This is a genomic window from Nostoc sp. UCD121, from assembly GCF_014222285.1.
Classification (GTDB): domain Bacteria; phylum Cyanobacteriota; class Cyanobacteriia; order Cyanobacteriales; family Nostocaceae; genus Nostoc.
On record NZ_JACKZS010000071.1, the window covers coordinates 10,290 to 33,955 of the forward strand.

Genomic DNA, 23,666 nt, shown 5'->3' on the forward strand with positions numbered 1-23,666 from the left:
GATAAGAGTAGCTTATTTAATATTAGATATTTTTGCTGTTTGTACTTATAGTAGTATTTTGCTTACTTTAACTAAAATCTCAGCATTACTATGTGCTAGATCTAACTTATGTATAAACAATTATCCGAAATTCTGCTAGTTTAGTTAGTAATTTGATTAAAATAAAGCATAAATTCCCTAAAATCAATATATTTATTCAGTAAATTTTGTCATCCCCATTCTTGAGTGAACTTGATTAGTTATGCTCCTAGATTTAGAAAGATTTTATCAGGCTTGCAATCCGAGCAGACCTCTAATTATAGGAAACCCCAGCGATCGCAGGTACTATATCGATTTTGCTGCGGTGCGGGGTGGCAAAATCATCGAAGCTTTGCAACGCACGATCGCCCGAATCTCCCCAGACGAACCAACTTGTCAGCTATTTACAGGACATCTCGGCTGTGGAAAATCAACGGAGTTGTTACGACTCAAAGCTGAGTTAGAAGCGCAGCAATTTCATGTAGTTTACTTTGAGTCTACCCATGTCTTAGAAATGGCAGATGTGGACGTGACTGATATTTTGTTAGCGATCGCGGGACAAGTAAGCGAAAGCCTAGAAGCTATGAGAATCAGGCTCAAACCTGCTTACTTTACCAAGTTGTTTGGTGAAATTGTGGATTTTCTGCAAACGCCAATTGACCTTGGAGTAGAAGCAGAATTGTCTGTAGGGATTGCCAAAATCACAGCTAAAACTAAAGAAAGTCCCCAATTGCGGCGGCGGTTAAGAGATTATTTAGAACCGCGAACAGCAAATATTTTACAGTCAATTAATCAAGAATTGCTAGAACGTGCCATCAAGGAACTAAAAACTAGAGGTAAAAAAGGACTGGTGGTTATTGTTGATAACTTGGATAGAGTTGCAATTCGACCTTTACCATCGGGGCGATCGCTGCCAGAATACTTATTTATTCAGCGTGGCGAACAGTTACGCAAACTGAATTGTCATGTAGTTTACACTATTCCTTTAGCGTTGACATTCTCCAACGATAGCGCCGAACTTCAGCATCGTTTGGGGGGAGGAGTCGCACCAAAAATGTTACCGATGATACCTGTACGTCTGCGCTCTGGAGAAATTTTTCCTCAAGGGCTAGCAATGATGCGGCAAATGGTGCTAGCTAGAGCTTTCCCAGACATTTTACCTAGCGATCGGTTAGGCTTAATTACAGAGGTGTTTGATAGTCTGGAAACCTTAGATCGGTTGTGCTTGATTAGTGGTGGTCATGTCCGCGACTTGCTAGGGTTACTGTTTGACTGTCTGCGAGAACAAGATCCACCTTTTGAGCGGGACTGTGTTGATTTGGTAATTCAAAGACAGCGAGATTACCGAGCTAACGCCATCGATCCTCATGAGTGGGAACTAATCTTTCAGGTGGTGCAACAGCAGAGGGTTAGAGGTGATATAGAATACCATACTTTATTAAGAAGTTTATTTGTATTTGAATACCGAGATCATCAAGGAGCTTGGTTTGCCGTCAACCCAGTTTTAGCAGAGACGGAAAAATTTAAATCATGGTTGAACGACACCAACAAGCAGATATAAGAGCAGCTAATGAGCGGGCTTTAAGAAGTTTGGGGAGAGCAATTACCCTTTCTAGCGGTCAATTCTCTCTGGTTTTGGTGTGCTGCAATTATCGAGTTTTGCAAGAGCTTATGCTGCAACGACTCGAAGAAATTTCTTCAGGCGTACACCATATTCAAAAGGTAATTCTGCCGCATAATGCTAGAAGCCTTTACACAAGTATTCATTTACAACTGGTAACTGAAGCGAATCCGCCATCGGCGTTGATGATTTTGGGTTTAGAGTCAGTAGATGGAATTGACGATTTACTCAGGTCTGTCAATCATATTCGTGATGAATTTCGCAAACGCCACCCATTCCCGATGATTGTCTGGGTGAATGAAGAAGTGTTGCAAAAGATAGCCCGTTTAGCACCAGATTTTGCTAGTTGGGCGGCTACACCAATTCGGTTTGAGATGACAACTCAATCATTGCGGCAATTTTTGCAACAAGAAACTGACTCTTTATTTGCTACGGTGTTACCAAGCGATGCTGCACAACACCAACCTCCTCAAGTTGCAAAGCATTATTTCACTGTGGAGCAAGTCTGGAAAAATAGCTATGAACTCCACTTTGCGATTGGAGAGTTGCACAATCGTGGGATTACCTTAGAGCCAGAATTACACGCTAGTTTAGAGTTTGTTTTTGGTTTAGATAATTATATTAGCGATCGCATCAATACAGCTTTAAGCCACTTTCAGCAAAGCTTACAAGTTTGGCAAAAGTTGGAAGAGATAGGAAATAGAGCAGGGGGAACAGGGGGAGCTAGGGGGGATGAGGGAGTATTTTCTTTGCCTACGCCTCCTAATCCCCCATCTGTGCTACCTCTGCGACAGGGAATTTTGCTGTTTTATATTGGGCTTTGTTATTGCCGTTTAGCAGAGCAAAATCAAACAGAAAACCGTCGTCATTGGTACACAGCTAAATCTTATTTTCAGCAATGTTTGAATGTTTTGCAGGTGGCTGGGCGTTTAGATATAGTTGCTGGGTTTATTGGGCAACTTGCAGAAATTTTGCAATATCTGGAAGAGTGGGAAGAATTGCAGATAGTTGCTCAAAAGTCTCTGGAGTTGCATCAAACTTATGGTAGTCAAATTCAATTAGCTTGTGACTATGGTTTTCTGGCACAAGTGGCTGTGCAGCAATCGCGGTGGGTACAGGCGAGTATATTAGCGCATGTATCGCTGCTGAAATTAGGTGAAGCGCAAAAGCACAATGACCCTTATAACTGCTTATTTCCGTTACTGCTGGGGCAAATTTACTATTTAGTGTTGGCGAAAGCACAGCGAAATATAGGTGAGTTAGTAATCGCTCATGAATACTTAGAAAAAGCAACAAAAGAACTGCCAGCAGCCTTAGAAAGCAGCGCCCATCAATATGATGCCCATCGTTATATTCGCTTATTGCGGACACTGCGATCGCTATACTTTGAAGAAGGTCGCTATTTAGAAGCCTACTACATTCGACAGAAACGGCGTTCTGTTGAACAGCAGTATGGTTTTCGCGCTTTTATTGGTGCCGGACGTTTGCAACCTCAAAGACAGGCGACAAACCCAGCATTGATGTCACATTCTGGGAGTAGCAGCGTTGCTTTAGAAATTGCGGCTTCTGGTCGTGAGCGTGATATTAATAACTTAATTGGGAGAATAAGCCGCGCCGATCAAAAGCTGACGGTGATTCATGGTCAATCAGGGGTGGGTAAGAGTTCTATTGTCACTGCTGGTTTAGTTCCAGCACTGCAAAATCGAGCTATTGGCGATCAAATAGCTGTGCCTGTAGTATTGCAAGTTTATACCGATTGGGTGCGGGAATTAGAGAAATCTTTGAATGAGGCGATGTCTGCTGACGCATCTCTTGCCGTCTACGCCGATCTTAACTTAGAAACAGCCATTGAAGCGGAGACTTTGCCTTACTCTGACACACCCATCACCATCGTCAGAATTATCCAACAACTCAAACAAAATGCTGATAACCACCTGATCACAGTTTTAATTCTTGACCAGTTTGAAGAATTTTTCTTTGGTTATAGCGATCGCAAACAGAAGCAAGAATTTGATAAATTTATTAGCGACTGCCTGAATATTCCCTTTGTCAAAGTTATCCTTACCTTGCGAGAAGATTATTTACATCGTTTGTTAGATTTTAAACATCTTTCGGCACTAGAAGCGATTAATAATAACATTCTCGATAAGCATATCCGCTACCAACTGAATAACTTTTCGCCAGAATATGCCAAAGCAATTATCCAAAAATTGACTGAGCGATCGCAGTTTAATTTAGAACCTGCTTTAATCGATGCCTTAATCGAAGATTTATCCACAGAATTTGGAGAAGTCCGCCCCATTGAATTGCAAGTTGTAGGAGCGCAACTTCAAGATGAGCGCATTACTACACTAGAAGAATATCAGCCATATAGACCTAACAAACTCATCGAGAGATATCTTAAAGAACTGATTAAAGACTGCGGCCCAGAAAATGAACGAGCCGCATTACTCGTCTTATATTTATTAACAGATGAAAGTAACAACCGACCTTTTAAAACTCGTTCTGAGTTAGCAGCGCAGTTAGCAGAATTAGAAGATGCTGGCAAATTAGAGTTAGTATTAGATATTTTAGTACGCTCCGGTTTAGTGGTACTCTTTCCTGATGTACCAGAACGCTATCAACTAATTCACGATTATTTAGTAGACTTGATTCGCTACCTGCAACAACAAGAATCGAGCTTACAGGTACAACTAAATCAGTTGCGCCAAAAAGTAGAACAAAGCCAAACTGAGATTGAGCGACTTAAGAGCGAACTTAGCCAAAATGAACAGCGATCCAAATTAGTAGATCCTTATCCGCAACAAGGTTTAGACTTATTAACAGAATTACGAGAATTGCACAAACGCGAAGAATTGAGTCAGTTAGAAATTGAGCAATTACGAGCCGAACTTAAAGAAAAAGAATTAACAGCTAAACTTGCAGAAAGTCAAAAGAAACAAAGACTTAGTGAAGCTCAATTAAATCGTTCGTTGAAAATTGCCTTGACTGCTTCTGTTCTCGCCATATTGGGATTAAGCGTTTCTATAGTCACAGCAGTAGATAGCGAAATTAAAACTCTTAGTGCATCCAGTGAAGCTCTATTTGCATCGCAAAAAGGTATCGATGCTTTAAAAGATAGTTTAAGGGCGGGAAGAAAATTACAACAAACAGTTTGGGTTGATTCCTATACAAAAGAGCAAGTACAGACGGCGCTATATCAAGCAGTTTCTGGGTTGAGAGAATATAACCGTTTAGAAGGGCATATATCTGGAGTAAATAGTGTTACATTCAGTCCTGACCGCTCTTTAATTGCCTCAGCCAGCGCGGATACTAACATTAAACTTTGGCTTCCCAATGGTAGCTTATTCAAAACCTTGTCGGGGCATGAAGATGTAGTTAATAGCGTCAGTTTCAGCCCAGATGGTCAAATTGTTGCTTCCGCCAGTCAAGATAAGACGGTGAAACTGTGGAGTCGAGAAGGCGTACTACTTGTTACCTTATTAGGACATCAAGGCGTAGTAAATAGTGTCAGTTTTAGCCCAGACGGTCAAATTATTGCTTCGGCAAGTACAGACAAGACAGTAAAACTTTGGAGTCGGGATGGTAAACTGCTCAAAACCTTGCAAGGACATGATGGTGCAGTTTTGAGTGTCGCTTGGTCAACCGATGGACAAACCATTGCTTCTGGGAGTGCTGACAAGACAGTGAAATTATGGAGTCGGGATGGTAAGCTGCTCAAAACCTTGCAGGGACATGAAGATGCAGTCTTGAGTGTCGCTTGGTCAACCGATGCACAAACCATTGCTTCTGCTAGTTTAGACCAGACAATCAAACTGTGGAATCTGGAGGGTAAATTACTGCGAACCTTATCAGGGCATAGTGCTGGAGTTACCAGCGTTAGTTTTAGCCGTGATGGTAAGGCGGTAAGCGAAGCCATGCCCTACGGGCTTATCGCTTCCGCAAGTACCGACGAAACGATCAAACTCTGGAGTTCTAGAGGCGTGCTGTTAGGAACCCTGAAGGGACATAATAATTGGGTTAACAGCGTCAATTTCAGCCCAGACGGTCGCACCCTAGCTTCTGCAAGCCGGGACAAAACTATTAAACTCTGGCATTGGGACAGTGTTTTACTGCCAAAGCCCAAAGCCGATAATAATGACTGGATAACTAGCATCAGTTTTAGCCCAGGCGATCGCACTTTAGCCGCAGCAAGTCGAGACAAAACTGTAAAACTCTTCAGTCGAGAAGGTAAACTACTCCGTACTTTCACTGGGCATGAAGGTCAAGTTTGGGGAGTTAGTTTCAGTCCCGATGGTAAAGTAATTGCCTCGGCTAGTAAAGATCAAACAGTCAAGCTTTGGAGTGTTGATGGTAAACTGCTCAACACCTTACAGGGTCATAATAGTACCGTCTTAGGTGTAGCTTGGTCGCCTAATAGTCAAATAATTGCCTCGGCTAGTAAAGATAAAACAGTCAAGCTTTGGAATCGAGACGGTAAATTACTCAATACCTTGCAAGGGCATCAAGATGCAGTAAATTGGGTAAGTTTTAGCCCCGATGGTAAGTTGCTAGCCTCAGCCAGTGATGACAAAACCGCAAAAATCTGGAGTTTAGAAGGTAAATTACTCTACACCTTAAATGGTCATAGCCGCCGGGTAAATGGGGTTGCTTGGTCGCCCAATAGTCAAGCGATCGCTTCAGCTAGTATTGATAGCACCGTGAAGATTTGGAGCCGAGACGGTCATTTGATAAATAATCTTACTGGGGATGGTGATAGTTTTATTAGTGTAAGCTTTAGCCCAGATGGTAAGACTTTGGCTGCTAGCAGTGATGACAAAGTGAGGATTTGGAACCGAGAAGGGACATTACTAATTGCTTTAAAAGGTGATAAGCAAGAGTTAACCAGCGTCAGTTTCAGTAATGACGGTAAGACTCTGGCTGCGGGTAGTGGTAATGGCACAGTGATTTTCCAAGATTTAGCAGATATCCAACTGGAAAAGTTACTGGGACGGGGTTGTAATTTGCTACATGATTATTTGCAGACTAATCAGAAGGTGACAAAGAGCGATCGGGCCTTATGTTCTAATAGGTGATGGAGAAGAATGATGGAAAGCATTATATATATTAATTATCTATCCAAAAAATCCTAACTCATGCAAAAAATCGTATCCGATCCAAAAATAATGATGGGTAAACCTGTCATTTCAGGAACTTGTATTACAGTTGAATTAATTTTTGAAAAACTTGCTGCGGGTGAAACATCTGAGCAAATACTCGAAGCGCATCCACGACTTACCGATGAAGGAATTAAAGCAGCTTTGGCATTTGCGGCTCAAGCTTTGCGGTATGATGTCATTTATCCAACGATTGAGAAAGCTTCTTGAAGTTTTTAGGGGACGAAAATTTAGATTGGCAAATCGTTGAACGTCTGCGGTTGGATGGTCACTAAGTTTTGTATGTTGTGGAAATTGAACCAGGACTTCCTGACGATGAAGTTTTGAACTTGGCTAATAATGAAGGTGCAATTTTATTGACATCAGATAAAGATTTTGGTGAATTAGTTTTCCGTTTGCGTCGAATTGCAGCAGGTGTGGTGTTAATTCGGTTATTCGGATTATTTCCAAATGATAAGGCAGAAATTATTACCAATGCCATTAATCAACATGCAGATGAATTATTACGAGCTTTTACTGTTATTTCATCTAAAAGTATTCGCATTCGTAAAATAACGTGAATTTTAGATGCGATCGCAGATGCAATGAAGAGTGCAAGCCGTTAAAATGCGATCGCGCCTTGTGTTCTGGTAAGTGATAGTATATCTTATTATCGAATTTACTTTTGCCTTGTTATACTAATGTGTTTGGTGGTTCAGTTTAATAGCTATTGAGGTGAAACGAGCCTAACGTTGGGAAAGTAGGTGCGATAGCGATTAACATCGCGGGTAATGAGAAGCAAATTAGCAGTGCTAGCATGGGCACCAATGTAGAAATCAGGCAATGGGGAAGTTCTTGCGCCACCACGACGACGGTAGTTAAGAAAACTTTGACCTGCTAGGAATGCTGCATCCCAAGGTAAAGACAGACGTTGAAATATATCTTCTGGCAATGCATTGATGAGTTCTTGTTCACTGGGAAAGCCTATGGCAATCTCAGCTTAGATGATGGGATTTATGGCAAGTTGGTCTTGACGAGCATAGGTTGTCAGTTGAAGGGCTGACCAATCAAACCAGTTGCGATCGTTGGTAAGAATGTCGAGGATAACGTTGCTGTCTACTAAGACTGTCATGGATTGTCATCGCTACGGGTGAGGGTCATGATTTGGTCGGTGGTGAGGTTTCCAGCAGCGCAACCCCGCATGATATCAATCCAGGTTGAGATTTTATCGGTAGGTTGTATTTTTTTGAGGTAGAGGCGATCGCCTTCGATTTCAAACGCTAATTCTACGTCAGGAGAAATGTTTAGCACTTCTCGGATTTCAAGAGGGATGCTAATCTGACCATCAGGTGTAATTCGCATAGTGTGTTTGTTGTTCAAACGTTCTTATGTCCTTATATTAATGTTGGTTGAAGTGTTTGGCTAATAGCTTTTTTGCTATTTCTATTTTCCATATTTTGCACTATTTTAGCTGTACATCTTGGTAGCATTGAGTGAAGTACCCGTCAGCAAGGGAGCGAGGGCGATGTATGCAAGCGTCACACAACCACTGACTTTTGAAGAGTTTCTTGCCTGGGACGATGGTTCAGGCAGAGCGTTTGAGCTATTGGATGGGATTCCCGTGCCATTATCAGAACCAAATGCAAATCATGAGGATTTGATCCAGCGACTGTGTGCTTATTTAGAAAATCACTGCCAAGAAAAAGCCAACCATTACAATCTACCAACTTGAAGATGGAGAGTATTTACCCCCGAAGGTGTTTCGAGGGGAGGATCGAATTGATTCTAGATTGTTTCCGAACATTCCCTTAACGGCTGAACAGATTTTTGCAATGAGTCGCTGATTAGCAATGAAGAAATTTATTATAGTCGTCTTCTTACCACTAGTTTAATGCGCGATCGCTCTTATCATTGGCAAAGCGATCGCTGGCTTAACTCAATAGACTTTTTGCATGAGTTAAAGTCTCTGTGTTTGAAATAGAGTTACCTACAAGCTGCTTTTGAATAAATCTTGGTTTGCTCTAAACTCAGATCCAACAGGCTTCCATTCTGTCCTATAGCGATATAACAGTTTCAGCAGATTGCCCCGACGCATTACAAGGGCGAAGATGTAAGGTGATTTCCGTATCCAGCCGCTTGAGGAAAATGAGGAGTTTGCCCTCACTGAATCGTTGAAACTCTCCTTTCATCAAATGAGATACTTTTGGCTGGGGAATGCCAAGAAGTTCGCTGATTTCGCGCTGTTTCAGGTTGCGTTGAGAAAGGAGGCGCAGTACCTGAATCCCTATCTTTCCTCGCATAAAAAGTTCCGAAGCATCCTCTAAAACGAGATCAGCGAATACATTGCCACTGCTTTCTTCAAAAACGGGTTCCTGTGTCATTGTTGTTTCTCCCTTACCACTACGTCCTTATAGCGTTGTTTAATCACGTCAACATCAGCCTGTGGGATTTTAATCCCCTACTTCGGGCTTTCGATTTTGTTTTAAGATGGAATCAGAAATCGGATACAGAAAAGGTTGCTTCTATGCATTATCCCAACCTCAGCCGCGAAGAAATTGCTCAACGTGGCGAAAAACTTTACCAGCAAAGTATCCATACCCGAGTCGAAACAGCAGGAAATATCGGCAAAATAATTGCAATCAATATCACTACAGGTGATTACGAAATAGATGACGATTTAATTGTGGCTTGTCATCGGCTGCAAGCCAAACAGCCAAACGCAATCATTTGGACAGAGCGAATTGGCTATGATGCTGTTTTTGCAGTCGGTGGTACGTTGGTTAGGACAGCACAGTGATACATGGAACAGTTGTTGGACTTCAGGCAGGTATAAGTAATCACTATTTGTCCTTTGGGGCGTGCAGAAGTAGAAATTGAATGTGTTATCGATACAGGATTTGAAGGGTTTTTAACCTTGCCATCTACGGTAGTCACAGAACTGGATTTGCCTTACGTTGCGCCAATCAAAGCGAATCTTGCGGACAATTCTCGGATCATAATCAATGTTCATCAAGCCACTATCTTGTGGAATCTCGCAGAACGCATCATCCCAGTTTTAGCGATGGGTCGTCGTCCCCTAATTGGCACAGCACTCCTGGAAGATTATCATCTCAGCATCGATTTTTGTGAGGGAGGGACAGTGCTGCTAGATGATATTATGTAAAAAAATCCCTATAACCTTCTATTAGCCAAGGTCTTAGGGATTTTTTGACGGGACTGGTGCGGCTCGAACGCACGACCTGACGCTTAGGAGGCGTCCGCTCTATCCAACTGAGCTACAACCCCAACTAGGAAGCATATATGATTATAGCAGTAGTTTTAGCGAGACTGCCAAACATTATCCCAAGAGCCGCCCCCTACTTCTAAACCACAAAGAAAACTTTCTGCTTTTAGAATTATTTTAGATTTCCTTCCATTTAATTCTCGTAACTCTAAATTTAACTTTCCTTGCATGGTGTCTCTGCAACAGTATCTTAAACCATCCTCTGTAGGCGCACGCAGAGGTGTACCAGGTAAATCTGTGGTTCCTGTCAATTCAATTTCATAATTAGAGTTAGTAGCTTTCATTTGCCATCTACCCCAAGGCTGAATTTCCCAATCTACTTGGGAATTCCAGGGAACGAATTCATAAAACTTGCCTTGATAGTGCAACCCAATCATCGCTACAGATTCCATCCACCACAGCACACCCCGCCGCCCACCGCCAGCAGTTAAGGCTAAGTCGGGTTCACCCTCAAAGCAATTACAATTTATCCAAAACCATTTTTGAGGAAAAGCACCACCCCAATTTTTCTCTCCATAAGCTGGGGCGTTGGTGAATTCGTAGATTTTGCCATTCCAGTCAATTTTTCCACTGGCAAAACCGTGAGCCATCAAAATCTGCCATCCAGGTTCAAAAATCTGCGAGAATGAGAGCCAGCCGGCGGTTGATTGCTGAATGCTATTTTTATTACCCCAACCGTATACTGGTTGAATTTCATACTCCCAACGGCAATAATTATTGGTGGCGCGATCGCAAATAATTCCCTGATTCAAGGTTGCTGTAGCTTGATATCCCTCTTGAACATGATGCTCAAACTCTGCTGGTAGAAGGTACAGAGGAGCAATTTGCAAATCCGTTTTACCCCAATGACCTAAACCTAAAACATCCCGGCTACCCCAAAATTTCTTCACATCAGGAAAAGTCCTGCATAAATACTCATCATCTGGGCCGAGGATTTGGGCTGCACCGCCACTGTGAGGTTTACCGCCGATGGGATCTTCGATGGAGTACATAAAGGCGAATGTTTGCCCAATTTCCGGTAACGTGACGCGGTAATACCAGCCTTCAAAGAAACGGCGGCTACCGCCATCCCAGTGATAACCAGAATGGGGCGTTTGGGTTGATTGGAGGAGATTTAGAGGAATAGTTAACATATATCTATATAGTTAGTTGCCGATTTTTCCAGTATGCGCGATCGCTCCGATATCAATCATGCTTATGAAATTCTTGGGCTAGAACCCGGTGCATCTCAAGCACAGGTGAAGCGAACTTACCGTAAACTGGTGAAAATTTGGCATCCCGATCGCTTTGTCGATCAAAAGCAAAAACAGGAAGCTGAGGAAAAAATCAAATTAATTAACGTAGCTTACAACAAGCTCAAATCAGAAAGTCCATCCGAGCCTCCCATTCCTGAAAATCCCTCTTCATCTTCGCCTAAAAATCCCACAAAAATATCTGTCAATCGTTGGGATGCAGAAGCTTTCTATACTTTAGGCGTAGAGAATGCCATGGGAGGAAGATATGAGGATGCGATCGCAGATTTTACCCATGCAATTCGTCTCAATCCTCACTATGTTGACGCATATAAATATCGTGGGCTAGTTTGCTCTCAACTGGGATACGAATATAGAGCCGCTTCCGATTTAAATAAAGCTGCACAAATAGAACAAGAGTTAAAAAATCCGGGTGCTGTACGGGAAGTGCGATCGCCTAGATATGTATCAAAGCCCAGATCTCTGTTAGAAAGATTTTGTCAGGGGATTAAAAAGATATTGCGGCTAAATCGACGTTGGAAATGATAGATGATTTCAGTAAATTACTAGATTTCTCATCTTGAAGAAGAATTCAGAAGTCAGAATGGGCTAAACCTTAGCTATCCGCTAACAGAATTGAATTCTGTTAGATGGTTACGGAGCTTGTCGAAGTATTGGGTAATGAAATTGGTTTAAAACCTTTCCCTGGTAGTCACTGAGCTTTGCTGAAATGTGGGCGAAATAAAATTAAAGTATTAATCAAAAAGTTAATACTTCATCCCTTCATGGGTAGAGTCTTCTAAATTCTGAATTCTAACTCCTGGTATCAATCCATCACCTGACAGTTTAATAACATCCATCTTTGGGATACTCTTTCTCTAGATTAAGTATTAACTTCCTATAGATAGAGCCACTTCTCCGATCTCAGAGGTTATTCTGGCATTAACCAACAGTTGGGTAACAAATAAAACTCAATATTTATCAGCAACATAGATTTTTAAACTCATTAAAACCTCTTGTTCTTACAAAGCTTTAGTTTGTCAATATCATATCGAGGAGTGAAATCAATAGTTATGTCTATTCCCAATGAACGCGAAAGCCAAAATAGTGAAGTTAGGCAAGAATCTTACACTGATACTAATGGTAATATTCACACTGACTTGACGCGAACTACAGAAACAGTCAAGAACACCACAGCTAATCCCAACTCTTACACTAACGGTTACGTACAAGGTCGAAATACTGAGCGTAGCTACCAGCAAGCTGATTTAGCCGAGCGTGACAATGAAAATGCTAGCCGTGGTTTGCTGTTAGGTATTATTGTTACTTCTCTAGTCAGTTTGATTGTAGGTGGGGTCTGGTACTTCAACCAACGTAATAACGCTGCGGTTGACACTACTGTGCCGGTCGTGGTTCCTGTACCGAGTAATAGTAGTTCAACTCCTCAACCACAAACGAAGATAATCGAAAGAATTAGAGAAGTACCTGTTCCTGTCCCTGTTCCACAACAGCAGGTTACACCTCAATCTGCACCTCGCCAACCGGATATTAACATTACTATTCCACCCCAGCAGTCTGCGGCAGAAAAAGCACCTTCTGTAACTCAGCCAGCCCCGAAAGCTACACAAAGTCCAGCGACGAGTCCAACTACTAATACTCCTACTTCGCAGAATGAGGGTGGTACTTCTACTAATACCACCACTCCAGGTACAAAAGTTGATACCCCTAAAACCACTTCACCTCAAGGAGTAGACCAGTCAAACAGTACATCTAATAATGGTTCTTCTACCGCAAATGATACTACAACAGGCGGTTCTGCTCAATAATGGCTTCTGAACTTCTAGCCCACTTGATAATGTTGGCATTAACGCCAACATCTAATCAAGTGGGAATATTTTTAAGAAAGATTTCGGAATTGTTGCGATAAATTAATGGTATTCAAGTTTGGTAAACGTATCTTGTAGCTAAACAAACACGATGCTAGATTAAGAGCAGGGTACAAACAGGTTAAAAGTTAAGAAAAACTTTCAAGTTAGAGCCTGTACCTCCTGCTCTAATTTTCTTGCGATCGCTCTGAAGTTGTAACATCCATTGAATGTGTTTTGGTTTAAGTTCAATGAGTTCTTTTGGAGGTTTGAAAACGCACTGCCAGAAAATGCCTGCCTAGTTAGAATGTTAGGATGTGCAATTCTGAGTATAGCGATCGCAAATATTGTCCACCTTAGTTGAGTTACTTACTTCTGAATTCTCTAATCTTCAAGAAACCGCCCCAAGCTGCTGATATTTATCCATCGTAGCTTCCGGCGGTTTCTGCTTTGAGTGTTATGCATTTTTGTCCTTTGTCATTTGTCCTTTGTTATTTATCTCTTTTTTTAGGCGAGGGTTATTTAGACCAATGACCAATGACTAATGACTAATGACTAATGACTAACTAACGTAATTACAGTCACTTCTGGCGGACAAAATAAACGTCCTGGTTTATAAGTTCCTAAACCCCGGTTGACATATAGTTGATTTTCTTGCACCTTGTGAAACCCTTGCGCCCACTCCCAATATCTGACGACTTTAGAACAGTCTCCTAGTAAAAACGTTACCCAACACCTTAATTTTTTGGGAATTTTTTTGAGTAGCTTTTTATAATGGAATACTAAAGGCCCAATGCCAGGGATTACGATGTGACCGCCGTGGGTATGACCCGATAGTTGCAAATCTACACGCCATTGTTGCAGTATCTTGGCTGTATCTGGATTATGGGATAAAACGATACGGGGTGTAACAGAGTCTAGTTGATTCATCACAGGTGCAGGGTAGAATTCCCGCGACCAATAATCAGCTAGTCCTATAAATGGTAATTCTTTTCCTAGTGGATAGGCGATTTCATTCCAAAGCACATGCACCCCAATGCTAGTTAATGCCTGTGTAACTTCTGCTTTTGAATGACTGTAGTAAATATCATGATTACCCAGTACAGCGTAGATACCACAGCGACTTTGCAAATGCTTGAGTCGATGTACCAATTGGTGAATTGGTGTCGGATCGTCAGTTACGTAGTCACCAGTTAATAGAATTAAATCCGGTTCAGCTTCGTTAGTAAGTGCGATCGCTTTTTCTAACATTTCTTCCGACAAGCGCAAACCATCGTAGTGAAAATCTGACAACTGCACTAGTGTTGTACCTTGTAAAGATGCTGGAAGTTCCGCAATCTTAACCGTGATTTTATCTACTCTTAAATGTCCCGTAAACAACCAATGCATAAGGCAACCGATACTCCTCATACCAGCGCTTACAGCTTACCAAATATCAAAATGTAACTTGAGAAACTGCAATAATTTATGTCACATACTCAAGATAAAATTAACGAATTGATTTAAATCCTGAGACTAAACTAAGCAGGACTCACTCAAATCTACAGGTACTTATTAGCCAGAATACCTGCTGTGATTCCGTTCTGGAATTTAGAAATTTGGATTACTTACTCACCCTCTAGCGTGATTATAGTAACTTCTGGGCGGCAAAATAAGCGTCCTGGGAGGTAAGTTCCCAAACCACGATTGACATATAGCTGATTTTTTCCCAGCTGATGGAAACCCTGTGCCCATTCCCAATGTCTGACTACAGAAACATTTTCTTGCAACAATGGAAATCGACGCTGCACTTTTTTAGGTATTTTTTTTGCAAGCTTTTCGTAAAAAAACATTGCAGGGCCAATTCCGGGAATCACGATTTGACCACCGTGAGTATGACCAGATAATTGTAAGTCAACTCGCCATGCTTGCAGCATCTCCGCAGTATCTGGGTTGTGGGATAAAACTATACGGGGTGTGTCGGGATTTAGTTCATTCATGACTGGTACAGGATTAAATTCCCGTGACCAATAATCAGCTAGTCCGACCAATGGTAATTCTTTTCCTAGTGGATAGGCAATTTCGTTCCAAAGGACATGGATTCCAATGCTAGTAAGGGCATCGGTAACTTCTGTTTTTGCGTTTTTGCAATGTATATCGTGATTGCCAAGAATAGCATAGATACCACTGTGACTTTGCAGATGTTTGAGTCGAAGTATCAGTTGGTGAATCGGTGTCGGATCGTCAGTTACGTAGTCACCAGTTAATAAAATTAAATCTGGTTTAGCTTCATTAGTAACTGCGATCGCTTTTTCTAGCATCTCTTCCGACAGCCGCAAACCATCGTAGTGAAAATCTGACAACTGCACCAGCTTCTTACCTTGTAATGATGCAGGCAACCCTACAATCTTAACCGTCAATTCTTCTCTACTCAACGGCCCAGATAATAACCAGTGCATAAGACGTTCAATAAACTCTAATCATAGCGCTTACAGCTTAACGAAACATCATCGTTTTGTGTGTAGTGACCAGTGCAACTTATTGAAAATTTCATAAAATCTGTAGATTTGAATGTATTTATACTTATTTAAATCAAAAATCCATTTACCAACCAATTTTTGTTAAAAATACTACTTGCTTTAGATTGTAAGTGCGTAGATTTCGGTCATCGTGCCTCTACGGGTAGCTACGCATCTACACACCTGGCCAACCTACTACTGTAAACGCCAAACTTCTTTTAGCTGATGAATTAGCTGTTCCTGGCGCTTGTTGATAACTTCAGGTGTCCATTCTTTTTCCATTAACACTTGTGTCGTTAGCGCAAAATTACAAATGCCTGATTTTGTTGTGAAATACTTCTGCTTTTTCAGGTCAAAATCGTAGTTGTTCGCTTGAGCATTTTTCGAGGAAGAGAGTAAAACTAAATTTCCTATACGATGGACATATTTATCACGTTCTTCCTGGCTAGGAAATGATTGTACCCACATACTATCAGAAGTTGGATTTTGAGGTAGTACATGCTCAACACTAATATTACAGAAGTTATATGAAGCTTTTCCTTCTGACAGTGCAGTATCTAAACGTAGTAAAACATAAAGTCGAATTTTTCTAATTAAATAAAGGTCATCATTTAGAATTTTGATAATACGTGCCTGTTCTTCAGGTTTCAGTTGCAGAGGTGAATCAGGTACGTACAAATCTTCTTCAATCTCGATAGCATATAGTAATTTACCATAACGTTCTATGCGCTCATTAATATTATTCCGTTGCATCATTAGACCTGAAGCTAGGCGATCTAAATCTGTGAAAAACCGTAATAACAATTCAGGATTGCTGTAATTGCGAGAGAGATATAAAATAGCTGGAGGTATCCAATCAGAATTATCAATCAAGTGTAACCATTTAAACTTTTGATTTACTTCTTCTCCTAAGATATCACTATAGCGGTTCCCGATCTGGTGAGGTACGTTTTCAAAGCTACTAACTTTGCTAACAAAGATTTGGGTGTACCTCAGTTGCTTAGGAAACGCTATATGATAGGCTAGATTATTAATCTCATAAAAAGCCTCAGCATAAGGAATTAGTATTTGATCAATTAACTGTTGAGGTGCATTAATTGGTTTGATGTCATTCAGGAATTCCTTAAGTATACTTTCGCGCGGCTTGGATTTTACGTGAATCATTCTGATGTGAGAAAATAGGCTCTTGAATATATCGCGTCCTAGTTTCTCTTCCATCTCTTCCCACCTAGCACTGTATTTTTCCTGTTGTTCAAGGGAAATTTTACCGATAATTTCTGCTTTCAAAATATCAGCATGAGACAGATCCATGCCTCGATTATTGATGACCGAAAATATTCTGTATGCAGAGTCAATATCTGGAGTGGCAACTACTACTAAAAAACATCTCTTAATGATAAATTGGGTAAGCCTTAGAAGCTGATTGTTAGTAAAACTTTGTAAGCGATTTACAAACAATAATGTATTTTCTTTGAAATTTTTACGACTATCTGATAGTTTAGCAGTATGTAAATTTTTCAGCTTATCAATACCGCCTTCATCCTGAATATATTCCTTGAAAAACTGTGCATCTCGCTCACGCACAGTCAAACGATAAACGTTATCATTAGGATCAAAATCATCTTCTTGATAAAGATATTTTGTTAATATATGTACGTTTTCTTTGGAAACTGATGCCCGTAAAGCAGCCAGCAATACAGTAAGTGTAGTCAAACGCTGTTGACCATCCACGACTTGGGCATCTGGTTTATCTCCTTTAATGAGTACAATATTTCCTAAAAAATACGGGTTTATATCATCAATTTTATTGTCACTATCTCCCAACGCAGTGACCAAATCTTCAAGCAGTTCTCCTGCTTGCTCTGTTGTCCAGGCATAGGGGCGCTGATATAAAGGAATAGTGAAGATAAAATCGTTGCTAAATATTTTAGAGATAGGATAATCATTAGCCTGAAGTTTAACCGCGCTCATATATACCTGCTTTAGTGGTGTAGTAGATTGCACTTTTACTAAACTTAGTTTTCCCACTAAAAACAGTAATATTTGAATGCATATAATTTTTTTATAGAACCTGGATATATCCAAAAACCAAACAAAATGATGTCAAAGCCTATCTGCATATAGATTTGAGGCTATTTTATAGGTGTTTTTTTTCTAAGTCCCACTAATCGGGTAACGGGGATTAGTGGCGTAAAAGCATTACGCTAGTAGCAGTTTCTCATGGGCGAAACCTACCTCTTCTGCGGATTGCTTCACCGTAATGCACTGGCTCGCCTGCAAAACAGCATATTTTTTTGAATGGCAAGTCTCTAATATGCAATGCTAACAGCGATCGCACACCATTAAATTGCTACAACTTTTGATTGATCAAAAGTTAAAAAATAGCACTAGCCTAATCACAGGCTGGTGCTATTTTTTTTGATTTAATTCACGATAGTTAAATAAATTTGCTAAATTACCTTCAGTTATTGTCAGCAATTATGCTTTTATACCGCACTGCGATTTGTTAATAAATTCCACAGGAAAACCGCAACAATTGCACCAAGAACTGCTACTGCAATACCCGGAATGCTGAGACTGGGAGCTGCTAAACTTAACGTCCCTGTACTGAAAAACACTCCTAGACTACCACCAACAAACGCGCCGATAATTCCTAATAAAATTGTTCCTAGAATACCGCCACCTTGATGACCGGGGTAGATAGCTTTAGCGATCGCACCAGCAATTAGACCTAAAACAATCCAAGCAAGAATATTCATTGTTATTAATTCGGTAAAGGTTTTTTACTCAACGAATACATATTATCAATCTTAATCTTTTGAATCCATCTACCATCAGAATCAATCATTAATATCCATAAGGAATAGTTTAATTGCAACTACGCTTTTCTATATATACCGCCCCTACAGGTTGATAATCACTTAAAAAGTATCAATTAAAAAAAAGCTCCTAATAGGTCTTTAATTAGGAGCCGATCAAACTATTGCTTGGTAATTGCAGTATATGGCTTTTTAATTAGCTCTCTCCTCTACTATAAGAATTAAGCTGAGTTTTTAAAGACTGTCTCTAAAGTAATGTAAAGGAGCAAAATCAGGCAATTTCTACTACAAGCGTAGTTTTAGCAACTTTATTACCAGCATTTCAGACTGGGCATCAGCAGGATACCCGTAACATCGCATTTCTTCGGGATGGAGGCTTAAAATATTAGTTAGGGCTTACGGATGAGTTACGGAAGACCAAAACCGGACATTGCCTACCCAAAGGAAAGGGACTGCCTTCTCGTTGTCGCATCTGGCGCGACACAGAGGAATAAGAGTGCAAAAATGTCACTAATATTATGAAGCGATCTAGAAAAAATTAGACTATTTTTTGATACTATTTAAGACCGGACTCTTGAAATATTAATTTACGTATGAGCAAAGGTACCCTGTTTGATAAAGTTTGGGACTTACACACCGTTGGTACACTTCCCTCTGGGCTGACGCAACTATTTATCGGGCTTCACCTAATTCATGAAGTCACCAGTCCCCAGGCCTTTGCTATGTTACGCGAGAGGGGTCTAAAAGTACTGTTTCCAGAGCGGACTGTCGCCACAGTTGATCATATTGTGCCGACAGAAAATCAGGCGCGTCCCTTTGTTGATAGTTTGGCAGAGGAGATGATTCAGGCGCTCGAAAATAATTGTCAAGAAAATAACATAACTTTTTACAACATCGGTTCTGGTAGTCAGGGTATAGTTCATGTCATCGCTCCAGAACTGGGACTGACTCAACCAGGAATGACGATCGCTTGTGGAGATAGCCACACTTCCAGCCATGGGGCATTTGGTGCGATCGCATTTGGCATTGGTACTAGTCAAGTCCGGGATGTTCTCGCTTCCCAAACCCTCGCCCTCTCAAAACTAAAAGTCCGCAAAATTGAAGTTAACGGCAACCTGAACCCAGGAGTTTACGCCAAAGATGTCATCCTGCATATTATCCGCACCCTTGGCGTTAAAGGTGGTGTGGGCTATGGCTATGAATTTGCAGGTACGACATTTGAACAAATGAATATGGAAGAGAGGATGACTGTCTGTAATATGGCGATCGAAGGCGGTGCTAGATGCGGCTATGTCAATCCCGATCAAGTCACCTACGATTACCTCAAAGGCAGAGATTTTGCGCCCATTGATGCAGATTGGGATAAAGCAGTGGCTTGGTGGGATTCCATCAAGAGCGATGCTGATGCCCAGTACGATGATGTAGTGGTATTCGACGCTGCGGAAATTTCTCCTACTGTCACCTGGGGGATTACTCCCGGTCAAGGTATCGGTGTCAACCAGTTAGTGCCTCAACCAGAAGAACTGCTTGAAGAAGACCGATTTATTGCCGAAGAAGCTTACCGCTATATGGATTTATATCCTGGTCAACCCATCAAGGGCACTAAAATAGATGTCTGCTTTATTGGTAGTTGCACCAATGGTAGAATTAGTGATTTACGGGAAGCGGCGAAAATCGCCAAAGGTCGCCATGTTGCCGAGGGAATAAAAGCCTTTGTTGTCCCCGGTTCTGAAAGGGTGAAGGAAGAAGCGGAAACTGAAGGACTGGATAAAATCTTTCAAGAAGCTGGATTTGAATGGCGTGAACCGGGATGTTCGATGTGCCTAGCCATGAACCCCGATAAGCTACAAGGAAGACAAATCAGTGCCTCCTCATCTAACCGCAACTTTAAAGGCAGACAGGGTTCCTCTTCTGGTCGGACATTGTTAATGAGTCCGGCGATGGTTGCCACAGCTGCAATTAAAGGCGAAGTCTCTGATGTGCGCGAGTTACTGTAACTCCACTTCCTAGCATAGAGAAATCTCTTAAACTTTTCTTTCTTTGTGTCCTTTGCGTTCTTTGCGGTTCGTTTCTTATAAAAATATATGGTGAGTGAAGTTAAAACAGTTTCAGGGCGCGGTATACCCTTAGTGGGCAATGATATAGATACCGATCGCATTATTCCCGCGCGATATTTGAAAGCCGTTACCTTTGATGGGTTAGGTGAAGGCGCATTTATTGATGACCGGACAGCACTTAAAGGTGAACATGCCTTTGACCAACCCCAATACAAAGGCGCGAATATTTTAATAGTCAACCGTAACTTTGGCTGTGGTTCATCACGGGAACACGCACCCCAAGCGATCGCAAAATGGGGAATCCAAGCTTTAATAGGTGAAAGCTTCGCGGAAATCTTTTTCGGTAACTGTGTGGCAATGGGTATACCTTGTCTGACAGCCGACGCTGTTACTGTTAAACAACTGCAAGAGTTAGTAGCTGCCAATCCTCAAGCCGCCGTGACAGTAAATCTGGAAACTTTGCAAGTGCAAATTGATGATTATACTGCCCCAGTTGCGATCGGTGAAGGTACAAGAAGCACATTTATTTCTGGGACTTGGGATGCTTGCGGTCAGTTGGTGGCGAATGCTAGCCAAGTTCGGACAACAGCTGCAAAATTACCCTACATCGGTTGGGGCAGTATAGCCGCAAGTTAGTTTTCTGTCATTCTCTGCTTGTCAGACAGGGAATGAGAATATGGCAAAAATTTTATAACCACTCGATAAAACATCAAGATTGGGTGGGCATCGCCCACCCAAAATTGTTATCCCATTAACTCAGCAGTCTTCTTCTTATCTAACTTGAGAATCAACACACCCAAAGGTGGCAAACACAAATCTAGCGAATAGGGACGACTGTGCAAAGACCAATCATCCGTCCACTTACCACCTAAGTTACCCATGTTACTGCCGCCATATTGACGTGCATCACTATTGAATAACTCAGTATAAAATCCCTTTTGCGGTACACCGATGCGATAGTGAGAATGGGGTTGCGGTGTAAAATTGCAAACCACGATCGCAAAATCATCAGAATCCTTATCACGACGGATGAAGGAAACTACACTATGGCGATTATCACTACAGTCAATCCATTCAAACCCCGGTTCAGCAAAATCCTGGGTGTACAAAACAGGCTCAGAACGGTAGAGATGGTTCAATTCCCGGAAAAACGTTTTTAATTGTTGGTGGGCTTCATGCTGCAATAAATGCCACTCCAAATCTGCCCAAGCATTCCACTCACTCCACTGCCCAAACTCCATGCTCATAAACATAGTTTTCTTGCCTGGGTGAGCAAACATATAGCTAAATAAACAACGGATATTAGCTAACTTCTGCCATGTATCCCCAGGCATTTTACCGATGATATTGCTCTTGCCATGCACCACTTCATCATGAGACAGAGCCAGCATGAAGTTCTCACTGTGGTTGTACCACATACTAAAGGTGATATTGTTTTGGTGGAACTGGCGGAACCAAGGGTCCATGCTGAAGTAATCCAGCATATCGTGCATCCAGCCCATATTCCACTTCAAGTTAAAGCCCAGTCCGCCTGTGTAGGTGGGCCAAGATACCATTGGCCAGGAAGTAGACTCTTCAGCAATTGAGAGAATGCCAGGGAAATAGCTGAAGATAATGTGATTGACTTGACGCAGAAAATCTGCTGCTTCTAGGTTTTCTCTGCCGCCGTACTGGTTGGGCAGCCATTCTCCGGGTTCGCGGCAATAGTCGTTATAGAGCATCGAGGCAACAGCATCTACACGAATCCCGTCAATGTGGTACTTGTCAAACCAGAAGAGGGCATTAGCTGCGAGAAAATTACTAACTTCATGGCGACCATAATTGAACACCAAAGTACCCCATTCTTTGTGTTCACCTTTGCGGGGGTCAGCGTGTTCGTACAGGTGGCTACCATCAAAGAAAGCTAAACCATGTCCATCTTTGGGGAAGTGACCAGGAACCCAATCCACAATTACCCCTATATCATTTTGGTGACATTTGTCAACAAAATACATGAAATCTTCGGGGCTGCCAAAACGGGAGGTGGGGGCATAGTACCCAGTTACTTGATAACCCCAAGAACCATCAAAGGGATGCTCCGCAATGGGTAGCATTTCTATATGGGTGTATCCTAATTCTTTGACATAAGGAATCAGTCGATCAGCTAGTTCCCGATAGGTAAGGAAACGTGCGCCCGGCTTAAGTTCCGAAACGATAACTACTGGCTCAGTTTCACCATTTGGCAGTTTAGCAGGTTCGGCACTCGAAGCGTGTAACCAAGACCCTAAATGCACTTCATAAACTGAGACAGGCTGGGTAAGGGGGTCAGTGTGTCGCCGCTTTTCCATCCAGCTTTCGTCATCCCAAGTGTAAGCATCTAAATCAGTAACAATAGATGCCGTTTTCGGGCGGGGTTCTTGCTGGAAACCGTAGGGATCGGATTTTTCGTAAATGTGTCCTTCAAAATTTTTGATTTCATATTTGTAATGCTCTCCCACACCGATTTCAGGAATAAACAATTCCCAAACCCCGGTTGGCCCTTTACGCATTTGGTGTTTGCGCCCATCCCAAAGGTTGAAATCTCCCAACAATGAAACGTTGCGAGCATTGGGTGCCCAAACTGCAAAATAAACGCCTTTAACGCCGCCTATTTCCGTGGGGTGCGCTCCCAATTTTTCGTATATTCGGTGATGGTTCCCTTCACTAAATAAATGCAAATCAAAGTCTGTCAAATTGGGAGAACGGAAGGCGTAAGGGTCATAAGTAACACGTTCATGTTCCCCTTCTTTAATCCGTAACTGGTAGTTTGCCAGTTCTGCGGTTTCAATAGTGCATTCAAAAAAGTGAGGATGATGCACTGTTTGCATTGGGTACTCTTTCCGTTGTTCAGGAAGAACCACCCATACCGCACTTGCATTTGGTAAATAGGCACGCACAGCCCAGACAGTTTTGCCGTCTTGTTCTATGGGATGAGAACCTAGTATTTCAAAGGGATCGTTATGCTGATTCCAAACGATGCTGTTAACCTGTTCAGGGGCGATCGTGGTCATGGACATGAAGCTACCTAAGTGAAATAACGTGATTGACTAAATCTACTTTTTTAATATCTATATATATTCTTTACATTTATTTGCAATTTTGTCGCCACCGTTATCGTAC

General features: G+C 41.7%; 21 protein-coding genes and 1 tRNA gene. 11 read left to right on the top strand and 11 right to left on the bottom strand.

Features of this window, described 5'->3' with window-relative positions; all coding sequences use genetic code 11:
- Positions 1-241: 241 nt before the first annotated feature.
- The 4 genes from GNF10_RS16650 to GNF10_RS16665 all read left to right on the top strand — a co-directional run bounded on the left by GNF10_RS16650 (position 242) and on the right by GNF10_RS16665 (position 7,355).
- Complete coding sequence (locus tag GNF10_RS16650) at positions 242-1,579, top strand: P-loop NTPase fold protein (RefSeq protein ID WP_185584667.1); 1,338 nt, start codon at positions 242-244, stop codon at positions 1,577-1,579.
- Positions 1,549-6,714, top strand: coding sequence for a hypothetical protein (locus tag GNF10_RS16655; RefSeq protein ID WP_185584669.1), 5,166 nt, complete (start codon positions 1,549-1,551; stop codon positions 6,712-6,714). The genes GNF10_RS16650 and GNF10_RS16655 overlap by 31 nt, the downstream gene beginning before the upstream one ends.
- 60 nt (positions 6,715-6,774) lie before the next feature.
- Entirely contained in the window at positions 6,775-7,005 is a 231-nt protein-coding gene (locus GNF10_RS16660) for a DUF433 domain-containing protein (protein ID WP_185584670.1), read from the top strand.
- Between the two features lie 77 nt (positions 7,006-7,082).
- Entirely contained in the window at positions 7,083-7,355 is a 273-nt protein-coding gene (locus GNF10_RS16665) for a DUF5615 family PIN-like protein (RefSeq protein WP_311774170.1), read from the top strand.
- A 146-nt stretch (positions 7,356-7,501) separates the two neighbouring features.
- Here the strand turns inward: GNF10_RS16665 and GNF10_RS37905 are convergent, their stop codons facing one another.
- From GNF10_RS37905 to GNF10_RS16675, 3 genes are read right to left on the bottom strand one after another with little or no spacing between them, the layout of a single operon-like run.
- On the bottom strand, positions 7,502-7,726 hold the full coding sequence (locus tag GNF10_RS37905) for a type II toxin-antitoxin system VapC family toxin (protein WP_221643414.1): 225 nt from the start codon (positions 7,724-7,726) through the stop codon (positions 7,502-7,504).
- 48 nt (positions 7,727-7,774) lie between these two features.
- Positions 7,775-7,906: a hypothetical protein gene (locus GNF10_RS38605; RefSeq protein ID WP_260445875.1), complete on the bottom strand. Its 132-nt coding sequence runs from the start codon at positions 7,904-7,906 to the stop codon at positions 7,775-7,777.
- Positions 7,903-8,136 carry an AbrB/MazE/SpoVT family DNA-binding domain-containing protein gene (locus GNF10_RS16675; protein ID WP_185584671.1) on the bottom strand — a complete coding sequence of 78 codons (234 nt, stop codon included), beginning with the start codon at positions 8,134-8,136 and terminating at the stop codon, positions 7,903-7,905. Before GNF10_RS16675 ends, GNF10_RS38605 begins: the two co-directional genes overlap by 4 nt.
- 127 nt (positions 8,137-8,263) lie before the next feature.
- Between GNF10_RS16675 and GNF10_RS38610 the strand changes: the two genes are divergently transcribed.
- Positions 8,264-8,506 carry a Uma2 family endonuclease gene (locus tag GNF10_RS38610; RefSeq protein WP_260446307.1) on the top strand — a complete coding sequence of 81 codons (243 nt, stop codon included), beginning with the start codon at positions 8,264-8,266 and terminating at the stop codon, positions 8,504-8,506.
- A gap of 322 nt (positions 8,507-8,828) precedes the next feature.
- On the opposite strand, the gene GNF10_RS16685 is transcribed toward GNF10_RS38610, so the two are convergent.
- On the bottom strand, positions 8,829-9,155 hold the full coding sequence (locus tag GNF10_RS16685) for a helix-turn-helix domain-containing protein (protein ID WP_185584672.1): 327 nt from the start codon (positions 9,153-9,155) through the stop codon (positions 8,829-8,831).
- A gap of 35 nt (positions 9,156-9,190) precedes the next feature.
- Here GNF10_RS16685 and GNF10_RS16690 point away from each other — a divergent pair, with 35 nt between their 5' ends.
- On the top strand, positions 9,191-9,571 hold the full coding sequence (locus tag GNF10_RS16690; RefSeq protein ID WP_311774171.1) for a hypothetical protein: 381 nt from the start codon (positions 9,191-9,193) through the stop codon (positions 9,569-9,571).
- Between the two features lie 54 nt (positions 9,572-9,625).
- Positions 9,626-9,937: a clan AA aspartic protease gene (locus tag GNF10_RS16695; RefSeq protein WP_221643415.1), complete on the top strand. Its 312-nt coding sequence runs from the start codon at positions 9,626-9,628 to the stop codon at positions 9,935-9,937.
- A gap of 48 nt (positions 9,938-9,985) precedes the next feature.
- Here the strand turns inward: GNF10_RS16695 and GNF10_RS16700 are convergent.
- Positions 9,986-10,059: transfer RNA gene (locus GNF10_RS16700), tRNA-Arg, on the bottom strand.
- Positions 10,060-10,092: 33 nt separating this feature from the next.
- Positions 10,093-11,190, bottom strand: a complete 1,098-nt coding sequence (locus tag GNF10_RS16705) for a tocopherol cyclase family protein (protein ID WP_185584673.1) — start codon at positions 11,188-11,190, stop codon at positions 10,093-10,095.
- 33 nt (positions 11,191-11,223) lie between these two features.
- Between GNF10_RS16705 and GNF10_RS16710 the strand changes: the two genes are divergently transcribed.
- The gene (locus GNF10_RS16710) at positions 11,224-11,835 is read left to right on the top strand and encodes a DnaJ domain-containing protein (RefSeq protein WP_185584674.1); all 612 of its coding nucleotides are present in this window, start codon (positions 11,224-11,226) and stop codon (positions 11,833-11,835) included.
- A 527-nt stretch (positions 11,836-12,362) separates the two neighbouring features.
- Entirely contained in the window at positions 12,363-13,115 is a 753-nt protein-coding gene (locus tag GNF10_RS16715) for a hypothetical protein (protein WP_185584675.1), read from the top strand.
- A gap of 594 nt (positions 13,116-13,709) precedes the next feature.
- Here the strand turns inward: GNF10_RS16715 and GNF10_RS16720 are convergent.
- The 4 genes from GNF10_RS16720 to GNF10_RS16735 form a co-directional block, all read right to left on the bottom strand.
- Positions 13,710-14,543, bottom strand: a complete 834-nt coding sequence (locus GNF10_RS16720; protein ID WP_185584676.1) for a metallophosphoesterase — start codon at positions 14,541-14,543, stop codon at positions 13,710-13,712.
- A 218-nt stretch (positions 14,544-14,761) separates the two neighbouring features.
- Entirely contained in the window at positions 14,762-15,592 is an 831-nt protein-coding gene (locus GNF10_RS16725; protein WP_185584677.1) for a metallophosphoesterase, read from the bottom strand.
- Between the two features lie 255 nt (positions 15,593-15,847).
- A complete protein-coding gene (locus GNF10_RS16730; RefSeq protein ID WP_185584678.1) occupies positions 15,848-17,623 on the bottom strand; it encodes a DUF262 domain-containing protein in 1,776 nt (591 codons plus the stop codon).
- A gap of 515 nt (positions 17,624-18,138) precedes the next feature.
- The gene (locus GNF10_RS16735; protein WP_185584679.1) at positions 18,139-18,411 is read right to left on the bottom strand and encodes a GlsB/YeaQ/YmgE family stress response membrane protein; all 273 of its coding nucleotides are present in this window, start codon (positions 18,409-18,411) and stop codon (positions 18,139-18,141) included.
- A gap of 653 nt (positions 18,412-19,064) precedes the next feature.
- Here GNF10_RS16735 and leuC point away from each other — a divergent pair.
- Positions 19,065-20,468 (top strand): 3-isopropylmalate dehydratase large subunit, encoded by a 1,404-nt coding sequence (gene leuC / locus GNF10_RS16740; RefSeq protein WP_185584680.1) that lies wholly within the window; start codon positions 19,065-19,067, stop codon positions 20,466-20,468.
- Between the two features lie 87 nt (positions 20,469-20,555).
- A complete protein-coding gene (gene leuD, locus GNF10_RS16745; protein WP_185584681.1) occupies positions 20,556-21,164 on the top strand; it encodes a 3-isopropylmalate dehydratase small subunit in 609 nt (202 codons plus the stop codon).
- A 107-nt stretch (positions 21,165-21,271) separates the two neighbouring features.
- Here the strand turns inward: leuD and glgB are convergent, their stop codons facing one another.
- Entirely contained in the window at positions 21,272-23,563 is a 2,292-nt protein-coding gene (glgB, locus tag GNF10_RS16750; protein ID WP_185584682.1) for a 1,4-alpha-glucan branching enzyme, read from the bottom strand.
- Positions 23,564-23,666 lie beyond the last annotated feature (103 nt).